This window comes from Streptomyces sp. NBC_01003, from assembly GCF_045162695.1.
Taxonomy (GTDB): Bacteria; Actinomycetota; Actinomycetes; order Streptomycetales; family Streptomycetaceae; genus Streptomyces.
Map to the genome: position 1 here is coordinate 8809217 of NZ_CP108707.1, position 17239 is coordinate 8826455.

The window sequence follows — 17239 nt, forward strand, 5'->3', positions numbered from 1 at the left end:
CCATGTACGCCTGGCTCCAGGCCACGCTCATCCTCGCGGTCGTCGTGGGGCTCCATGTCCCGCTCGGTGACTACATGGCGCGCGCCCTCGACGGCGGCCGCCAAAGTCGCCCCGAACGCGTCCTCTACAAGGTCTGCGGCATCGACGCGGACCGCGAACAGGACTGGAAGCACTACCTGTTCGCGCTGCTCGCCTTCACGCTGATGAGCATCGGCGCGCTCTTCGCCCTCTTCACCCTCCAGGGCAAACTGCCGTGGTCCACAGGCCATGAGGGCATGCCGTGGCGGCTCGCTCTGCACACGGCGGTCAGCTTCACCACCAACACCAGCTGGCAGAACTACGCGGCCGAGTCCACCACAGGACACCTTGCGGTGATGGCGGGCCTGGGCGTCCAGGCATTCGCCTCCGCCGCGGTCGGCATCTGCGCCGCACTGGCCCTGATCCGCGGCCTGGTTCGGCGCGACACCGACCGCCTGGGCAACTTCTGGGTGGACCTGGTCCGCACGATCTTCCGCGTGATCCTGCCGCTCTCGATCGTCTTCGGCGTCATCCTCATCGCGCTCGGTGTCCCGCAGAACCTCGGCGGCGCCCACACGGCCACGACCGTCGCAGGCGGGCAGCAGACCCTGCTCGGCGGCCCGGTCGGCTCGTGGGAGCCGATCAAGCTGATGTCGGGCGACGGTGGCGGCTTCTTCAACGCCAGCAGCGCCCACCCCTTCGAGAACCCGTCCGCGTACACGAACGCGATCGAGATCATGCTCATGCTTCTGATCCCGACCGCCTTCATCCGCACCTACGGACGAATGATCGGCTCCCTGCGCCAGAGCTGGACGCTGCTGGCGGTCGTCGGCATCCTCTTCGGCCTGCTCCTTGCCGCGGGGGCGCTTGCGCAGGGCGCCCACAACGGCACGGTGACCGAGGCGGTCGGCGGCCAGTACGAGGGCACGGAGACCCGCATCGGCGTCCCAGGCTCCACCCTCTTCGGCGTCTCGGCCACCGCCACCGCGGACGGCGCGGGCAACTCCTCGTACGACAGCTTCTCCAGCCTCGGCGGCGGCGTGCTGCTCTCGGCGATGATGCTCGGCGAGATCGCCCCCGGTGGCACCGGCAGCGGCCTGTACGGCCTGATCATTGCCGTCATGATCGCTGTCTTCATCGGCGGTCTCATGGTCGGCCGCACCCCCGAGTACCTGCAAAAGCGCATTGGCTTCCAGGAGATGCGCTACGTCGTCTCGTACGCCCTGGTCGCCCCGACCACGATCCTGGGCTGCACGGCCCTCGCCGTCGCCCTCGGCCACGGCCAGTCGTCGATGACCAACCCGGGTCCGCACGGCCTGACCGAACTCGTCTACGCCTACACCTCGAACGTCAACAGCAACGGCAGCGCGATGGCCGGCTTCAACGGCGCCACCGACTTCCACAACCTGCTGATGAGCGCGGCCATGCTGATCGGCCGCTACGTCCCGATGGTGTTCCTGCTCGCTCTGGCGGGACGTCTCGCACGGCAGCAGCCCAGCGTGGTCACGGTCGGGACGCTCCAGGCCCGTGGCGTCAACTTCGTCGCCCTGGCCACGGGCGCCGCGCTCATCCTGGCACTGCTCAACTTCCTGCCGGCGCTGTCGCTCGGATCATTGGCAGAAGGGCTGCTCTAGGGCTCCTCTGAGTGAGGGCGTCAGTCGCTGCAGTCGCAGGCCGTCAGGATCAGGCCGACCGGGAGTAAGGCCGAGAGGTAGGTGCATGGCAGGGTCTGTTGGGGGTCGCGACCGTGCCGGCTGAGCCCGGCTCGCGGCCCCACGGCGCTGCGCCCTGCACCGATCAGGGCGAAGGCCTCGGCTGCCGGGTCTGACGGCCGAGGCACCTCCTTCGGAAGCCGGTGCCCGATTTCCAACGCGGACTCCGTGTACATCTCGTTCGAGGCAGAGCTATGCACCCTGACACGTCAACTTCGCCCCCGCGGCTGTCGCCTGTGGGGCATCACAGCTCGTGGCACACGGTGTGGACGCCGATGCGCCGGCCGGGAGCGCCTTCCACGTGCAGGGCCTGGGATGTGAGGGCGAGCGATCAGGTCTGGGTGTGGTGGAGCGACTTGTGCGCGGGGCGGCCTCATGCAGCGATACGGCTGCGTCGTGCTGGGATTCCGACCGCGTAGTGAACGTACTCGCGTACCAGTCGGAAGCCGGCTGTCCAGGCCAGGAGGCGGCTGGCGCGGTTGAGGACGGAGCAGTTCCAGCTGGGGGTGTGGCCGCGTGCGGTGATGTCCGGGACGAGGGCGGTGACGCAGGCCAGGGCGAGGCGGTGGCGACGGTGGTCGGGGGTGGTGAAGACGGCTACGTCCTCGTAGCGGGTGCCGCGGAAGTACGTGCAGGCGATGGCCAGTACCTGTCCGCCGCGGTCCACGGCCCCCCAGCCGTGACCGGAGGCGGCGAGTCCGGCGGCGCCGCCCCAGCTGGCGTGGATCCAGGCCGCATCGGGGCCGAGGGCGTGCAGGGCGTCGGTGTCTGCGGGTTCCAGGCGACGCACGGTCACGCCGCGCGGAGTCGGGCAGGGCTGGGGCTCGGCCTGCAGGGTCCACACCATGCGTTCCCACGGGGTTAGGCGGTCGAAGGCCGCGCCGAGGGCGGGCAGGAAGCGGGCGGGCGCGTCGATGCGGCTGCCTGCCAGGGGCGCCAGGTCCTCTGGTGTGTCCGGGAAGCCGCGCAGCAGGACGTGGTCGGCGCAGGAAACGGCGATGATGCGCGGCTGATCCGCCCGGTCCGCCCACCAGCGGCCGACGCCCGTAGTGAGAGCATGCTCGCCGATGGTGGCCGGCCCTGGGGCTCCGGCGGGGAACCAGCGGGTGAGTGGCGGAAGTTGACGGGGTTCGAGCTCGATCATCGATGCCTCCGTGGGCTTGGAAAGGGGGAGAGGCGGGCGGGGGAGGCGCGGCCCGTGTGGCCGGTCTCGTCACCGCGCCCGCCCCTCCGATCGGGTCAGCGCTGGCCGGCCTTGCGGCCGTGGTTCGCCTTGTTCTTGCGGCGGGCTTTCTTCTTGCGGGATCGCTTCGACATCGGCATCAACTCCGTTTGAGAGAAGAGAAGTTCAAGCGGTGCGGCCGACAAGGAGGTCGGCCAGCTTGTTGAGGCGCTTGACCGTGCGGTCCTCGGTGGCGGCGGGCGCCGGGTCGACGCGCTCGGCGCGGTCGTAGTAGGCGCCGTTGACGATCTCGACCGACGGGTCGCAGAGGCGGACCACGTGCCCGGCACCCTCGGTGGGCGCGACGCCGTCGTGGGCGTAGAGGGGGAGCAGCGCGGTGTCGCACACACCCGGGTGGACGGACACCGCGGTGACGCGCGGATCCGCCGCGAAGACCGTCAGGGCCAGCTGCGACTGGGCGTACGCGGCGAGCCGGGAGTAGCGGCGGGCGCGGTTGGGGTCGCTCCACTGGATGGAGCCGGTGCGGTGCAGGGAGGAGGAGACGTTCACGACACGGCCGCCCGGATTGCTGGTGAGTGCCGGTTCCAGCAGGCAGGTCAGCAGGTAGTGGGCGAGGAAGTTGACCTGGAAGGCGATCTCGTTGCCGTCCGCAGTGATGGTGTGCCGCTCGGGCGCCGCCATACCCGCGTTGTTCACCAGGACATCCAGGTGAGGGTGCTCGGCGACGACACGGGCCGCCATGGTCTCGACCTCGTCCAGGCGCGTGAAGTCGGCACCCATGGTGCAGAGCCGGCCCGCATCGATGCCGGTCGTCGCGACGAGACGGTCGGCGGCGGCACGCGCTTCCTCGGCGGTGCGGCCGTGCAGCAGCACGGTGGCACCGCGTTCGGCGAGCTGCCGGGCGGTCTCCAGACCGATGCCGGAAGTGGCGCCCGTGATAAGGACGGTACGGGACGAAAAGGTGGTGTCAGACATGGTCCATCCGGGGATACGAGTACGGCTTCGCGTACGGCTCAGGTCCGCGTACGACAGGTGCGTACGGGCATGGAAAGGGGCGCCGGACGTGGGTCACGGCGCCCCTGGGGCAGCGGAAAGCGCGTCAGCGGACGACGGACGCGGGCGTTTCCGCACAGCGGGGCACACGACGGGACGCCCGATGAGGCGGCCGGTCGATGAGGAGCCACTCGCTGTTCATGGTGTCCATGGAACCCGCGGGAGCCGCCCCGTACAAGCTCAAGCCCCGCTCCCTTACGCACCTCTGACGTGCCCGGACGCCTTTTTGACGCGGGCTGTTCACCCGAGCCCGGGCACGCCGGAAATCAGCAGGTCGATGAGCTTGATGCCGACGAAGGGCAGGACAAGGCCGCCGAGGCCGTACAACGTCAGATTGCGCCGCAGAAGGTCGTGCGCCGACGCGGGCGTGTAACGCACGCCCCGCAGCGCGAGTGGGATCAGCGCGACGATGATGAGCGCGTTGAAGATGATCGCCGAGGTGATGGCCGAGGTCGGGCTGTGCAGGCCCATGATGTTGAGCGACTCCAGACCCGGGTACGCGCCCGCGAACATGGCCGGGATGATCGCGAAGTACTTGGCGACGTCGTTCGTGATGGAGAACGTCGTCAACGCCCCGCGGGTGATGAGGAGTTGCTTGCCGATCTCGACGATCTCGATGAGTTTCGTCGGATTGGAGTCCAGGTCGACCATGTTCCCGGCCTCTTTGGCCGCGGAGGTTCCCGTGTTCATGGCCACGCCCACGTCGGCCTGTGCGAGGGCCGGCGCGTCGTTCGTACCGTCGCCCGTCATGGCGACGAGTTTGCCGCCCTCCTGCTCACGCTTGATCAGTGCGAGCTTGTCCTCGGGAGTGGCCTCGGCCAAGTAGTCGTCCACACCGGCCTCTTCGGCGATGGCCTTGGCTGTCAGCGGGTTGTCGCCCGTGATCATCACCGTTCTGATCCCCATGCGGCGGAGCTCGGCGAAACGCTCCCGGATGCCGTCCTTGACCACGTCCTTCAGGTGGATCAGGCCCAGCACGCGGGGCCCGTCCCAGTCGTGCACCGCAACCAGGAGCGGGGTGCCACCGGAGGCCGCGACCGAGTCGGCGAACCAGCGGGCCTCGGCAGGGACCTGTCCGCCGTACATCTGCACCCACTCGATCACCTGCTGGGCAGCGCCCTTGCGGATCGCGCACACCGCGCCGTTGTCCCAGCGCAGATCGACGCCGCTCATGCGGGTCTGCGCGGTGAACTTCACCCACCGGGCGTGGACCAACTCGCCCTCGGTAGGCGCCCGTAGCCCGTACCGTACTTTCGCCAGCACGACGACGGAGCGGCCCTCGGGCGTCTCGTCGGCCAGCGACGACAGCTGGGCGGTGCCGGCGAGCTGCGCTTCGGTGATGCCGGGCAGAGGTACGAAGGCGGCCGCCTCGCGGTTGCCGAGGGTGATGGTGCCGGTCTTGTCGAGGAGCAGAGTCCCCACGTCACCGGCGGCCTCGACCGCACGGCCGGACATGGCTAGCACATTGCGCTGGACGAGCCGGTCCATGCCCGCGATGCCGATCGCCGACAGCAGTGCTCCGATGGTCGTCGGGATGAGGGTGACGAGGAGGGCGACGAGGACGGTGGTGGACTGGGCGGCACCGGCGTACGCGGCCATCGGCTGGAGCGCGACGACGACCAGGACGAAGACGATCGTCAGCGCCGCCAGCAGGATGTTCAGGGCTATCTCGTTCGGGGTCTTCTGGCGCGAGGCGCCTTCGACGAGCGCGATCATCCGGTCCAAGAAGGAGTGTCCCGGGCGCGCGCTGACCCGGACCACGATCCGGTCGGACAGGACGGTCGTGCCGCCGGTGACACCGCTGCGGTCGCCGCCCGACTCCCTGATGACGGGCGCGGATTCGCCGGTGACGGCCGATTCGTCGACCGCCGCGACGCCGTCGATGACGTCGCCGTCGGCGGGAATGAGTTCGCCCGCCTCGACCACGACGACATCGAGCGGCTTGAGGTCTGTGGCCGCTACCGCCTCGGTCTCCGCGCTGCCCGGGTCGGCGCCGTAGGTCCAGTGACGCAGGCGCAGCGCGACCGTGTCCGTACGCGCCTTGCGCAGCGATTCCGCCTGCGCCTTGCCGCGGCCCTCGGCGACGGCCTCCGCGAGGTTCGCGAAGATCACCGTCAACCACAGCCAGGCGCTGATGACCCAGGTGAAGACGGCGGGGTGGAGGACCGCGGAGAGGGTGGTGAGGACGGCTCCGACGGAGACGACGAACAGCACCGGGTTCTTGACCAGGACGCGCGGGTGCAGTTTCCGCAGGGCCTCGGGGAAGGACCGCGCGAGCTGGGCGGGTTCGAACAGCCCGCTCGGCGCGCGACGTCCCGGACCTCTCCGGGCCCCTGGCTCGGGTCCGCGCTGCGGAGGGGACGGCGGGGCCTGCTGGTGAGGAGCGGAAAACATGGGGACCTTCATGCCTGGTGGGGAACCGCGCCCACGCGCAGGGCGGCGCGCCGGCGACCGGTCGGGCTGACAGAACGCGGGGTGGCCGCCGGGCCTTGCGGTGCCGGGGGCCCGGCACCGCAAGGCTGCGCACGGACGTCGGCGACGGGACGACGAGACGCCGCCGCGTGCTCGGCCGCCCGTGAGGTGCCCTGACCGGAAGCATCCGATGGGTGCTTCCGGTGGCGAGCCGTCATGCCACTGACGCCCGCGGGCCTCACCGGCGGCCGAGGGAAAATCTAGCCCCGCCGGATGCCCGAAGTGCGCCGTCCGGTACGGAATTTGCGCCTCCCTTACGACCCTTCGAACGGCGGCATCAAGTTCGCGTCAAGGTCACCTGAGAAAGCGTCAGGGGGTCGTCAATGGACCACGTTCGTGGCCGATTCCGGTCGCAGACTGAGCGGCGCGGGGGACACGGGCGACCGTCCGTGGCGTGACGTTGGAGGGCTCGTGACCATCACGGCCGGTACCACGCGCAGTTCTGAGGTCGAGGCCGAGACTGTCGCGGAGCCACAGCACGGACCGGTCGCCCCGCCCGGGGGCGGGCCCGGTCCGCGGCCACGAGGGGGGTCGCGACCGGGCCCTCACCTCCGTCGCGAGGCCGTGGACGCGTGGGCCGCTCTGCGCCGCCGCTTCTGGGCCACCCTGCCCGCGCGGCTGCGCCTCCTGCACGTGTCCACGGTCTCGCTGACCGCCGCGCTCGCGCTGCTGCTTCTGCTGGCCGGGCTCGCCGCTTCCGGCACCTGGGACGCGGTCGCCGACCGGGACTCGCCGCGCACCACCAGTGCCGCCGACCTCAACCTCGCCCTCAACGACATGGACGCGCAGGCCGCGAACATCCTGCTGTCCAGTGGCGACGCGGGCAAGGGGCGTCTGAAGACGCCGTACGGGAAGGCGGTCGGCTTCTACGGCGACGCCCGCACCGCCATCGGCCACGACCTGCGCACCCTCGCCGTCGCCGCCCAAGGCGACCGCACCGACGAGCGCACCGTCGAGTCCCTCACCGACAACTTCGCCGAGTACCAGGAGCTGGTCGGGCGCGCTCTCGAGAACGACGGGCGCACCGGCGGCAAGGCGTCCGCCATTGCCGACTACCGGGATGCGACGGATCTGCTCCAGCGGAAACTCCTGCCGGAGTCACGCGAGTTGGTGGCCTCCAATAATCGGGCATTCAACACGCAGTACGCGCAGGCCCGTTCAGCGCTTTCCGTGCAGCTCGCCGCTGTCATTGCGCTCGGCGTACTGCTCCTTGCGGTGCTCGCCGTACTGCAGCGGTATTTGGCGCGCCGCTTCCACCGGATCCTCAACCCCGGCGTCCTGGCCGCCACCATCTGCGTCCTGCTCGCCACCCTCCTCGGTGCTCAGGCGCTCTCCGAGACGGCCGAGCAACTGCGGGGCGCCCGCCGGGACGCGTTCGACTCCGTCGTCGCGCTCTCCCGCGCCCGCGCGATCGCGTACGACGCGAACGCCGACGAGAGCCGCTACCTCCTCGATCAGAAGCGTCGCGGCCAGTACGAGCGAGCGTTCCTGGAGAATTCACAGAAGTTGTACGGCCTGCGGGGCGCGACCCTCACCACGTACGACGACCAACTCGCCACGACCTGGCAGGCGTACCGCTCCGACCACGAAGACCTGCGCTTCACCGGCGAGTTCCGGCGCGAACTCGACAACATCACCTTCCCGGGCGAGCGGGCAGCGGCCGAAAAGGCGGTCGAGACATACGCCGTCTACCAGCGCGACGACCGCAAGATCCGTGCACTGGTCGCGCAGGGCAAGGAACGCGAGGCCGTCACGTTCGGGATCAGCTGGCAGCCCGACATGTCCAACGCGCACTTCGGGGCGTGGATGGCCGCGCTCGACAAGGTGACCGACATCAACCGCCACCACTTCACCGCCTCGGTACAGGCGGGCCGATCCGCGGTGGGCGCATTGCTGCCCTGGGCCCTTGGGGCGCTTCTCGCGGCGGTTGCACTCACCGCCCTCGGGCTGCGGCCGCGGTACGCGGAGTTCCGCTGACGCGAGGGGCGCCCAGGACGCAGAACTGAGATGACACAAATAAGTGTCATCTCAGTCAGAGCTGCTATCGTCGACGACGTGCCCCATGACGCCCAGCTGATCTTCGCCGACCATGTCGGCCGCTTCTACGCCCGTCGGTACGGCTTCCCGCCGATGGCGGGGCGTCTGCTGGGGTATCTGTTCGTCTGCGATCCGCCGCAGCAGACGATCGACGAGCTCGGTGAAGCGCTGCTGGCGAGCCGAAGTGCCATCACAGGTGCCGTCAAGCTGCTCGAGAGCTACCGGATGGCGCGGCGGACGAGGGTCGCCGGTGAGCGGATGGACCGGGTGAGTCTGAACCCGGACAGTCAACAGCCGCAGAATTTCGACTCCGCCCTCCACGAGGAGCATGCGGCCCTGTTTCGGGAGGGGTTGGCGGTGCTGGACGACGCTCCGCCGGAGCGTCGCGCTCCGCTGGCGGAGATGGTCGCGCTGGCCGAGTTCCTCGGTGAGCGGCTGCCCGAGCTGCGGGACGAGTGGCACGCGCGTCGCAATGAACTTCGAGCGTCGGGCAAGCTGCCCACCTCGGGCGGATAGCGGAGAGGTGTCCAGTCAGGACACGCCAGATCCTGGGCCGGTCGGCCCAGGGCCACGAGTAGGGAGAGGTGGTCCACTATGACTGACTCCGACCTGTCCGTCCTGCGGGAGCGAGCCGACAAGGGTGACAAGGATGCGGTCGACGAACTCATCGAACTGGCCGCAGAGCTGGGTGACATGGATGAGCTGCGGCGTCTTTCCGACGGGGGCAATGCCACCGCGACCGATCTGTTGATTGAAATGGCCGGTGAGCATGGTGACGTGGGCGAGCTGCGGCGTCTTTCCGATGCCGGTAGCGTTACCGCGACCGATCAGTTGATTGAACTTGCCACCGAGTACGGCGACTTGGGCGAGCTGCGACGTCTCGCCGGCAAGGGCAACACCACCGCTGCTGAGCAGCTCGCGGAGCTCACCGCTGAGTGAGCCGGCTCGCGATGAGCCCGGTGAGGGGCACGTGGCCGGCGGGTGGAGCTCGGCGGTCTTTACGCTTCGTACGCCGTCCCCGTTGGTCCTGAGATGGGGATCATGTGACCCTCTGCCGAACGGAGGCCCCGGCGCGCCTCTTTCACTCTGGCGGACCAGATCTCGTCAATGTGGTGTCAATGTCCATGTGAACGGCGCCAAGGATCCGTCAAGGGGCGCGCCGATGCCCTCGCACAAGCGCTTCGGTAGAGGGAAGTAACCCTTCCCTCCGGGAGAGTTGATCGTCAGTGAGCGGAGCGCATCGGCTGCGATGAGTGACGTACGGACCGACAAGAGTGACGTACGGCCCGGCTGGAGTGAGGCACGGACCGGCGTGGGTGACGTGCGTCCCGGACGTCTGAAGGTCTACCTCGGAGCTGCCCCGGGAGTGGGCAAGACCTACCGCATCCTCGACGAGGCGCGGCGCAGGGCGGCGCGCGGGGCTGATGTGGTGGTGGGGTTCGTGGAATGCCATGGGCGCCCCGGCACTGAGGCGATGCTCGACGGCCTGGAAGTCGTCGATCGAGCCTCCTGCGCCTATCGCGGCGGCGATTTCACGGAGATGGACCTCGCCGCGGTCCTCGCGCGCCGCCCGCAGGTTGCGATCGTCGACGAATTCGCCCACAGCAACGTCCCCGGCGGCGGCCGCAACCCCAAGCGCTGGCAGGACATCGAGGAGCTGCTCGCGGCAGGGATCGATGTCATCAGCGCACTCAACATTCAGCATCTCGAATCCCTCAACGACGTCGTCGAGAAGATCACCAAGGTCCCGCAGCATGAAACGGTGCCCGATGAGGTCGTTCGCAGAGCGCGTCAGATCGAGCTGGTGGACATGCCGCCCGAGGGGCTTCGGCGCCGGATGGCGCACGGCAACATCTACGCTCCCGAGAAGGTCGACGCGGCCCTCGCCAATTACTTCCGGCCCGGCAATCTGACAGCCCTGCGCCAACTCGCTCTGCTGTGGGTGGCCGACCGCGTCGACGAGGCACTGCAGACCTACCGCTCCGAGCACGGCATCGGTGGCGTGTGGGAGACCCGGGAGCGGGTGGTCGTGGCTCTGACGGGCGGGCCCGAGGGCGACACACTCATCCGGCGGGCGGCCCGCATCGCGGACCGGTCGGCCGGCGGTGACCTGCTCGCCGTACACGTCACGCGCAGCGACGGACTCGCCGCCGGTACTTCGCACGCCTCCCTGGCCCGGCAGCGGCGGCTCGTCGAGGACCTCGGCGGCAGCTACCACTCCGTGGTCGGCGACGATGTCGCCACCGCCCTGGTCGAGTTCGCGCGCGCCGAGAACGCCACTCAGCTCGTGCTGGGTACCAGTCGCCGTGGCCGCCTGGAGCGGTTCGTCACCGGCCGCGGCACCGGCGAGACGGTGGTCAAGTTCTCCAGCGACATCGACGTCCACATGGTCACGCACGAACGTGCCGGGCGTGGCACGCTGCTGCCCTCCCGCCGCCGGACTCTGTCGACCGTCCGCATGATCGCCGGTCCGGTCGCCGGTCTGCTGCTGCCGGTGGCGCTGACCTTCCTGCTGGATCTCGACGTGGCCAGGGACAGACTCAACCTCACGAGCGAGGCTCTGCTGTTCCTGCTCGCTGTGGTGGGGGTGGCCTGTATAGGTGGGGTCGTGTCGGCGGTGATCGCGTCGGTGACGGCGTCCTTGCTGCTCAACTACTGGTTCATCCCGCCCGCAGGGCACTTCACGTTGAACGATCCGAATGCGTTGCTGGCGCTCGGGGTCTTCGTCGTGGTGGCCGCCATAGTGGCGGCTGTCGTCGACCGCTCCCTGCGTCTGTCGCGGCGCTCGGCGCGAGCGACCGCGGAGGCGGAGACCATGTCGTCCCTCGCGGGCACCATCGTGCGCGGCGGTGCGACCATCCCCGCTCTGGTGGAGCGCACCCGTGAGACTTTCGGCATGGACTCGGCGGAGCTGGTGGACGAGCCGCCCGGGGAAGACGGCGCAACTGTCGTACCCGCGGGTCCCGGAGCCTTTCTGGTGTTGCGCGGCCGCCCGCTCCCGTCCTCGGAGCGGCGCGTGCTGGCCGCCTTTGCGGCACACGTGGGCGCCGCCGTCGACCGGGCGAGGCTTGCCGAGGTCGCCGCCGAGGTCGAGCCGGTCAAGGCCGCCGACCGGATGCGTACGGCGCTGCTGCGGGCGGTCGGCCACGACCTGCGCACTCCGCTTGCCGCCGGCTGGGCGGCCGTCTCCTCGCTACGCAGCAAGGATGTGGAGTTCTCCGACGCGGACCGGGACGAGCTCCTCGCCACCGCGGACGAATCCATGGCCAAACTGAACCGGCTGATCGAGAACCTCCTCGACCTCAGCCGTCTGCAGGCGGGGGTGCTCACGTTGAACCTGCGCCCCACCACGCTGGACGAGGTCCTGCCGGTGGCGCTAGCAGACACTCCAGAGGTCGAGGTGGGGGACCTGGACGAGGTTCCGGCCGTGCTGGCCGACCCGCCGTTGCTGGAGCGGGTGGTCGCCAACCTTGCCGGCAACGCAGCCCGCCACAGTCCCGCGGGGCGCATGGTGCTGCTGACCGCCAGCTCCCACGCGGGACGCGTCGAACTGCGAGTCGTCGACCGGGGCCCCGGCCTCCCGCCGACCGACCGCGACCGCCTCTTCGAACCCTTCCAGCGTCTCGGCGACACCGACAACGCCACCGGACTCGGCCTGGGTCTTGCCCTGTCCAGAGGTCTGGCCGAGGCGATGGACGGCACCCTCGTCCCGGAGGACACTCCCGGCGGGGGCCTGACCATGGTGCTGTCCCTGCCATTCGCCGAGCGGGCGGAGCACCCCAGCGGTACGCAGGCTAGGAGGAGCACATGAGCTCTGACATCGGCGTACGAGGGCCCAGGCCCGCACTCGCCGCAACGAACGCAAGAGGTGACGGCATGATGACCGGCTACCGGCTCCGCGACCGGCTCGCACTGCTCGCGGGCCTCGCAGGACCGTTCCTGGTGGCGCTCGCGCTCGTGCCCTTCCGTACCGACCTGTCACAGACGAACACCGCGCTGATCCTGGTCGTGGTGGTCGTCGCGATCGCCGCCATAGGGAGCCGAGCGGCAGGCGCGCTCGCTGCGCTGTCGGCGGCCGCCTGGTTCGACTTCTTCCTCACCCGGCCATACCGGACCTTCGACATCAACGCTTCCGACGACATCGAGACGGCGGTCCTCCTTCTGGTCGTCGGCCTGATCGTGTCCCAGCTCGCGGCACACGCACGCCGCCTCGAAGTCATCACGGTGACGGATGCGGGTTACCTCGCCCGTATCCATGAGACGGCCGACCTCGCTCAGTCCGCGAAGTCCTCGGACTCGGTGGTCGACCACGTCCGCCACCAGCTCACCGAACTGCTCGGCCTGCGCGCCTGCCGCTTCGAATACGGCACCCTCATGGGACAGCCGCCCCGCCTGCAGCCGGACGGCAGTGTCGTGGTCGGCCGCAAGCGCTGGGACGTCGACAGCAGAGGCTGGCCGGAGGGCGAGACGGAACTGCGCACGTACGGCAACGGCCACTACCTCGGCCGGTTCATGCTCACTCCTGGCCCGGGTCCTGTCCCGCCGCTCCAGGCCCGCCTCGTGGCGGTGACCCTCGCCGACCAGACCGGCGCGGCCCTCGACACGGCGGGCCCGCTGAAGGACGGCTGACACCCGGCAGGGCAGGGCGGCCGGCCTGCGGGACGCCTGGTACGCCCCGCAGTGCGGACGTTCGCATACGGAACCTTGACGCTGAACCCTCGGTGATCCGGAACCGGGCCCCTCCGCTCTGCCGTTCTTGACTGATGTGACGTCAACTCTCCATCTCCGCACGGAACTTGGCCACCGCTCCCAGCACATGGTGATCTGTGGTGACGACGGGCTCGCGCACCGGCTCGCCGTCGAACTGGACGCCGTGTGCGGCGAGGCCGTCACCGTCGTACTGCCCTCACGACGCGACGAGCGCGGCGCCGAGATCGCCGCGCTGCACCGCGACCCGCACTCACCCATCGAGCTCCTGGTGGCGGCACACCCCGACGAAAAAATCCTGCGTGCAGCGGGCGTGCAGCGGGCCGCAGCCCTCGCGCTGACCTACGCCGACGACCAGATCAACATGACCGCGGCGCTGCTGGCCCGGGGCCTCAACCCGTCCATCCGCCTAGTCATCCGCATGTTCAACCGCGAGCGCGGACGCCACCTCGAGCGCCTCCTGGACCGTGCAGCCGCCGAGGTCATGGGCGGAGGCGACGACGATCCACGGCCTGACATGTCGACCACGGTTCTGTCCGACGCCGACACGGCCGTGCCCGAGCTCGTGGCCGCCGCCGCGGTCGGCCACGGCCACACCCTCCAGGTCGAGGGCAAGGTCTTCCGCGGAGTCGTGCGGCCCGCCGGATCGCCATCCCGGTCGACCGATCTGGCCACACTCGCGGTGCTCTCCGGAGCCCACCAGGACGATCCGGCGAGCGACGACAGCCCCGAGACACCGGGCGAGGACGGCACCCAGCTGCTGCCCGACACCCGCACCGCCTACCACCGGCAGTTCACACACGGCCGGCTGATGCTCGAGGAGGTCACCCACCACCACGCCCCCGAGCCGGCCGCCGGGGAGCGGAGCAAACCCGTCGGCGGCTGGCTGAGGGCGCGGCTCGCGCATCTGCCGTGGCGGGTCTTCCTCTCCCGCGAGGTCATCGCCGTCTTCGGTGTGCTCGCGGCGATCGTCGTCGCGCTCGCGGTCGCCACCGCGTTGTTCGCGCACGAGCACCCTTGGTGGAAGAACGTCTACCTACCCCTGCTGGACATCTTCACCATGGGCGACCCGGCCACCGACGAGGCGGTGGCCCGCCGGGTGCTGCAACTGGTCGCGGGCTTCGTCGGGCTCGCCGTGCTCCCCCTCGTCGTGGCCGCCACCATGAACGCCACCGAGGCGTTCCGCAGCGCCTCCGTGGGCCTTGCGCCCTCCGACGACCTCACCGACCACATCGTCGTGGTCGGTCTCGGGAAGATCGGTACCCGTGTGCTGGCGCAGCTCCGCACCACCGACCACAAGGTCGTTGCCGTCGAACGGAACCCGCACGCGCGCGGCGTCGCCCTCGCCCGTGAACTCGACGTTCCGCTGGTCCTTGAGGACGCCGGAACGCCGGGTGTCCTCGACCGCGCGCGCATCCGGCACAGCAGGTCGCTGCTGGTTCTCACCCGGGACGACGGCGAGAACCTCGACATCGTGATGGCCGCACGTGAGACCACCCCGAGTGTGCGCGTGGTGATGCGACTGTACGACGACGACTTCGCGGCCACGGTCCAGCGCACCCTGCGCGCCTCCTACCCCCAGGCCCCGACCCGCAGCCGCAGTGTCTCGGCGCTCGCCGCACCGTCCTTCGCCGCCGCGATGATGGGCCGCCACGTGCTGGGGGTGATGCCGGTCGAGCGGGGCTCGCTGTTGTTCACGGTGGTGGATGTGGCGGGGCATCCCGAGCTCGAGGGACGCTCGGTCCACGAGGCGTTCCGGGAGCACGAGTGGCGGGTCCTGGCCGTGGGGTCTGCCGCGGACAGGCCCGCTCAGTCGGCGATGGACACCCTCGCCGGGATCCGGTTCCGCCAACCCGGGTTCGACTGGCGCCCCTCGCAGGGGAAGGTCCTGCGTGCGGGCGACCGCGTGGTGCTGGCGACGACGCGGCGTGGCCTGGACATCCTCATGACCGGGGTGCAGCCGCATCCGGCGGACAGGCGGGGATGACGGCCGCGTCGTATCGGGCGTCGTCGGGGCGTTGTGGGTCACACCGCTGTCAAGGTCGCGTCAGGGTCGGGGGATTTGGCGCGAAGAAGCCGCAAGGAGCGGTCGGAGACGGCGGTGAGAGGACAGAACGTGGGTGCACTCGCGTATCGCCTCCCCGTGTACGTGGGCCTTTCGTAATGTGAAGGAGCACGTGTCCCATGTCTGTCCTGACCGCCGAGTCCGCCGGCGCCGCCCCCGCCGACGAGGAACCCCCGGATACCGGCGAGCGCCATCGGCTCACTGCCGTCACCGGCCTGGCCGCCCTGTCCCTCGACGCGATGGCGTCGGTGGCGTACGGCCCGGAGGCGATCGTCCTGGTGCTGGCCGCCTCGGGGGCACACGGCCTCGGCTTCACCCTGCCGGTCACGCTCGCCATCGCCGGACTGCTCGCGGTGCTGGTCGCTTCGTACCGGCAGGTGATCGCCGCGTTCCCGGACGGCGGCGGCTCGTACGCGGTGGCCAAGACCCATCTGGGCGCCCGTACGAGCCTGGTGGCCGCGGCCTCGCTGGTCCTGGACTACGTGCTGAACGTCGCCGTGGCCGTCACGGCCGGTGTGGCCGCCCTGACCTCGGCCTTTCCGGAGCTGTACGACGACAGACTGTGGATATGCCTTGCGGTGCTCGTCCTGATCACGGGCGTGAACCTGCGCGGCATCGTCGAGTCGGCGCGGGCCTTCATCGTGCCGACGGCGGTGTTCGTCGTCTCGATCCTGGCGCTCATCGCCATCGGGCTGTTCCGGTCCGGGCCCGTCAGTACGGCTGCAGCCGCGGGCCACGCCTCCGTGCTCGCGGACAACGCCACCACGGTCGGCGCCCTGCTCCTGCTGAAGGCCTTCGCGTCCGGATGCAGTGCCCTCACCGGCGTTGAGGCCCTCGCCAACGCCGTGCCGTCCTTCCGCGTGCCGCGCGTGCGCCGGGCCCAGCGCGCGGAGGTCGCCCTCGGCGCCGTACTCGGCGTGATGCTGATCGGCCTGTCGGTCCTGATCTCGCGCTTCCACCTCCAGCCGGTGGAGGGCGTCACCGTCCTCGCGCAACTCGCCGACGCGTCCCTCGGCCACAACTGGGCCTTCTACGTCATCCAGTTCGCGACGATGATCCTGCTGGCGCTGTCCGCGAACACCTCCTTCGGAGGGCTTCCCGTCCTGCTGAAGCTGCTGGCCCGCGACAACTACCTGCCGCACGTCTTCGCGCTGAAGGCCGACCGCCAGGTCCACCGGCACGGAGTCCTGACCCTGGCCGCCGTCTCGGCCGCCCTGCTGGTCTTCTCCGGCGGCGACACCAACACCCTCGTGCCGCTCTTCGCCATCGGTGTCTTCATCGGGTTCACGATTGCCCAGGTGGGCATGGTCCGGCACTGGCGTGAGCAGCGGGGGAGGAGCTGGCAGGGCAAGGCGCTGCTGAACGGCTTCGGAGCGGTGCTCACCGGAGTCTCCGCGGTCGTCGTCACCGCCACCAAGTTCGAGGACGGCGCCTGGTTGATCGTGATCGCGCTGCCGCTGCTGGTCGCGGCCTTCGAGACGGTGCACCGGGCGTACGCGCGGATCGGGGAACGGCTGGGCCTCGGACGCATCCCCGAACCGCCGCACCGCGACCGCTCCGTCGTCATCGTCCCGGTGTCGAACCTGTCGCGCTTGACCTGCGAAGCCCTCAACGCGGCCGCCTCCCTGGGCGACGAGGTGCGCGCGGTCACCGTCTGCCACCCGGACGCCGAGGACCGTGCGCAGACCGAGGCCCTGGCGCGCGACTGGGCCCTGTGGAACCCCGGAGTGCCGCTGATCCAGCTCACCTCGGAGCGTCGTGCTCTGGGCCGCCCGATCGCCGCGTACGTGGGTGAGACGGCTGCCACCGAGGCCGGCACCCGGGTGACCGTGCTGATCGCCGAGGTCGAGCCCGACCGGCTGTGGCAGCGTCTGCTGCAGAACCAGCGGGGCGCGGTCGTCGCCCACGCCGTACGGAAGGACACGGACGCGGTGATCTGCAGGCTCCGGTTCCGCATCTCGTGACGCCCTTCACCCCCCCCGATGGCCCGCA

General features: G+C 70.0%; 12 protein-coding genes. 8 read left to right on the forward strand and 4 right to left on the reverse strand.

From position 1 onward, the window contains the following. The first annotated feature begins 2 nt into the window (after window positions 1-2). Complete coding sequence (gene kdpA / locus OG698_RS40345) at window positions 3-1652, forward strand: potassium-transporting ATPase subunit KdpA (protein WP_406109070.1); 1650 nt, start codon at window positions 3-5, stop codon at window positions 1650-1652. A 451-nt stretch (window positions 1653-2103) separates the two neighbouring features. Here the strand turns inward: kdpA and OG698_RS40350 are convergent, their stop codons facing one another. The 4 genes from OG698_RS40350 to kdpB form a co-directional block, all read right to left on the reverse strand. Then, a complete protein-coding gene (locus OG698_RS40350) occupies window positions 2104-2874 on the reverse strand; it encodes a GNAT family N-acetyltransferase (protein ID WP_406109071.1) in 771 nt (256 codons plus the stop codon). Window positions 2875-2969: 95 nt separating this feature from the next. Continuing rightward, the gene (locus OG698_RS40355) at window positions 2970-3047 is read right to left on the reverse strand and encodes a 50S ribosomal protein bL37 (protein ID WP_406111550.1); all 78 of its coding nucleotides are present in this window, start codon (window positions 3045-3047) and stop codon (window positions 2970-2972) included. 31 nt (window positions 3048-3078) lie between these two features. Beyond that, a complete protein-coding gene (locus OG698_RS40360) occupies window positions 3079-3888 on the reverse strand; it encodes an SDR family NAD(P)-dependent oxidoreductase (protein ID WP_406109073.1) in 810 nt (269 codons plus the stop codon). Between the two features lie 318 nt (window positions 3889-4206). Next, window positions 4207-6360: a potassium-transporting ATPase subunit KdpB gene (gene kdpB, locus OG698_RS40365; protein ID WP_406109075.1), complete on the reverse strand. Its 2154-nt coding sequence runs from the start codon at window positions 6358-6360 to the stop codon at window positions 4207-4209. A gap of 642 nt (window positions 6361-7002) precedes the next feature. Here kdpB and OG698_RS40370 point away from each other — a divergent pair. From OG698_RS40370 to OG698_RS40400, 7 genes are all read left to right on the forward strand, one after another. Then, on the forward strand, window positions 7003-8415 hold the full coding sequence (locus OG698_RS40370) for a hypothetical protein (protein ID WP_406109076.1): 1413 nt from the start codon (window positions 7003-7005) through the stop codon (window positions 8413-8415). A 78-nt stretch (window positions 8416-8493) separates the two neighbouring features. Then, the gene (locus tag OG698_RS40375; protein ID WP_406109077.1) at window positions 8494-8991 is read left to right on the forward strand and encodes a GbsR/MarR family transcriptional regulator; all 498 of its coding nucleotides are present in this window, start codon (window positions 8494-8496) and stop codon (window positions 8989-8991) included. Window positions 8992-9069: 78 nt separating this feature from the next. Continuing rightward, window positions 9070-9414 carry a hypothetical protein gene (locus OG698_RS40380; protein ID WP_406109079.1) on the forward strand — a complete coding sequence of 115 codons (345 nt, stop codon included), beginning with the start codon at window positions 9070-9072 and terminating at the stop codon, window positions 9412-9414. 373 nt (window positions 9415-9787) lie between these two features. After that, window positions 9788-12286 carry an ATP-binding protein gene (locus tag OG698_RS40385; protein WP_406111552.1) on the forward strand — a complete coding sequence of 833 codons (2499 nt, stop codon included), beginning with the start codon at window positions 9788-9790 and terminating at the stop codon, window positions 12284-12286. Beyond that, window positions 12283-13104 carry a DUF4118 domain-containing protein gene (locus OG698_RS40390; RefSeq protein WP_406109081.1) on the forward strand — a complete coding sequence of 274 codons (822 nt, stop codon included), beginning with the start codon at window positions 12283-12285 and terminating at the stop codon, window positions 13102-13104. Before OG698_RS40385 ends, OG698_RS40390 begins: the two co-directional genes overlap by 4 nt. A gap of 136 nt (window positions 13105-13240) precedes the next feature. After that, a complete protein-coding gene (locus OG698_RS40395) occupies window positions 13241-15169 on the forward strand; it encodes an NAD-binding protein (RefSeq protein WP_406109083.1) in 1929 nt (642 codons plus the stop codon). A gap of 197 nt (window positions 15170-15366) precedes the next feature. Continuing rightward, the gene (locus tag OG698_RS40400) at window positions 15367-17211 is read left to right on the forward strand and encodes an APC family permease (protein ID WP_406109085.1); all 1845 of its coding nucleotides are present in this window, start codon (window positions 15367-15369) and stop codon (window positions 17209-17211) included. Window positions 17212-17239: the final 28 nt, after the last annotated feature.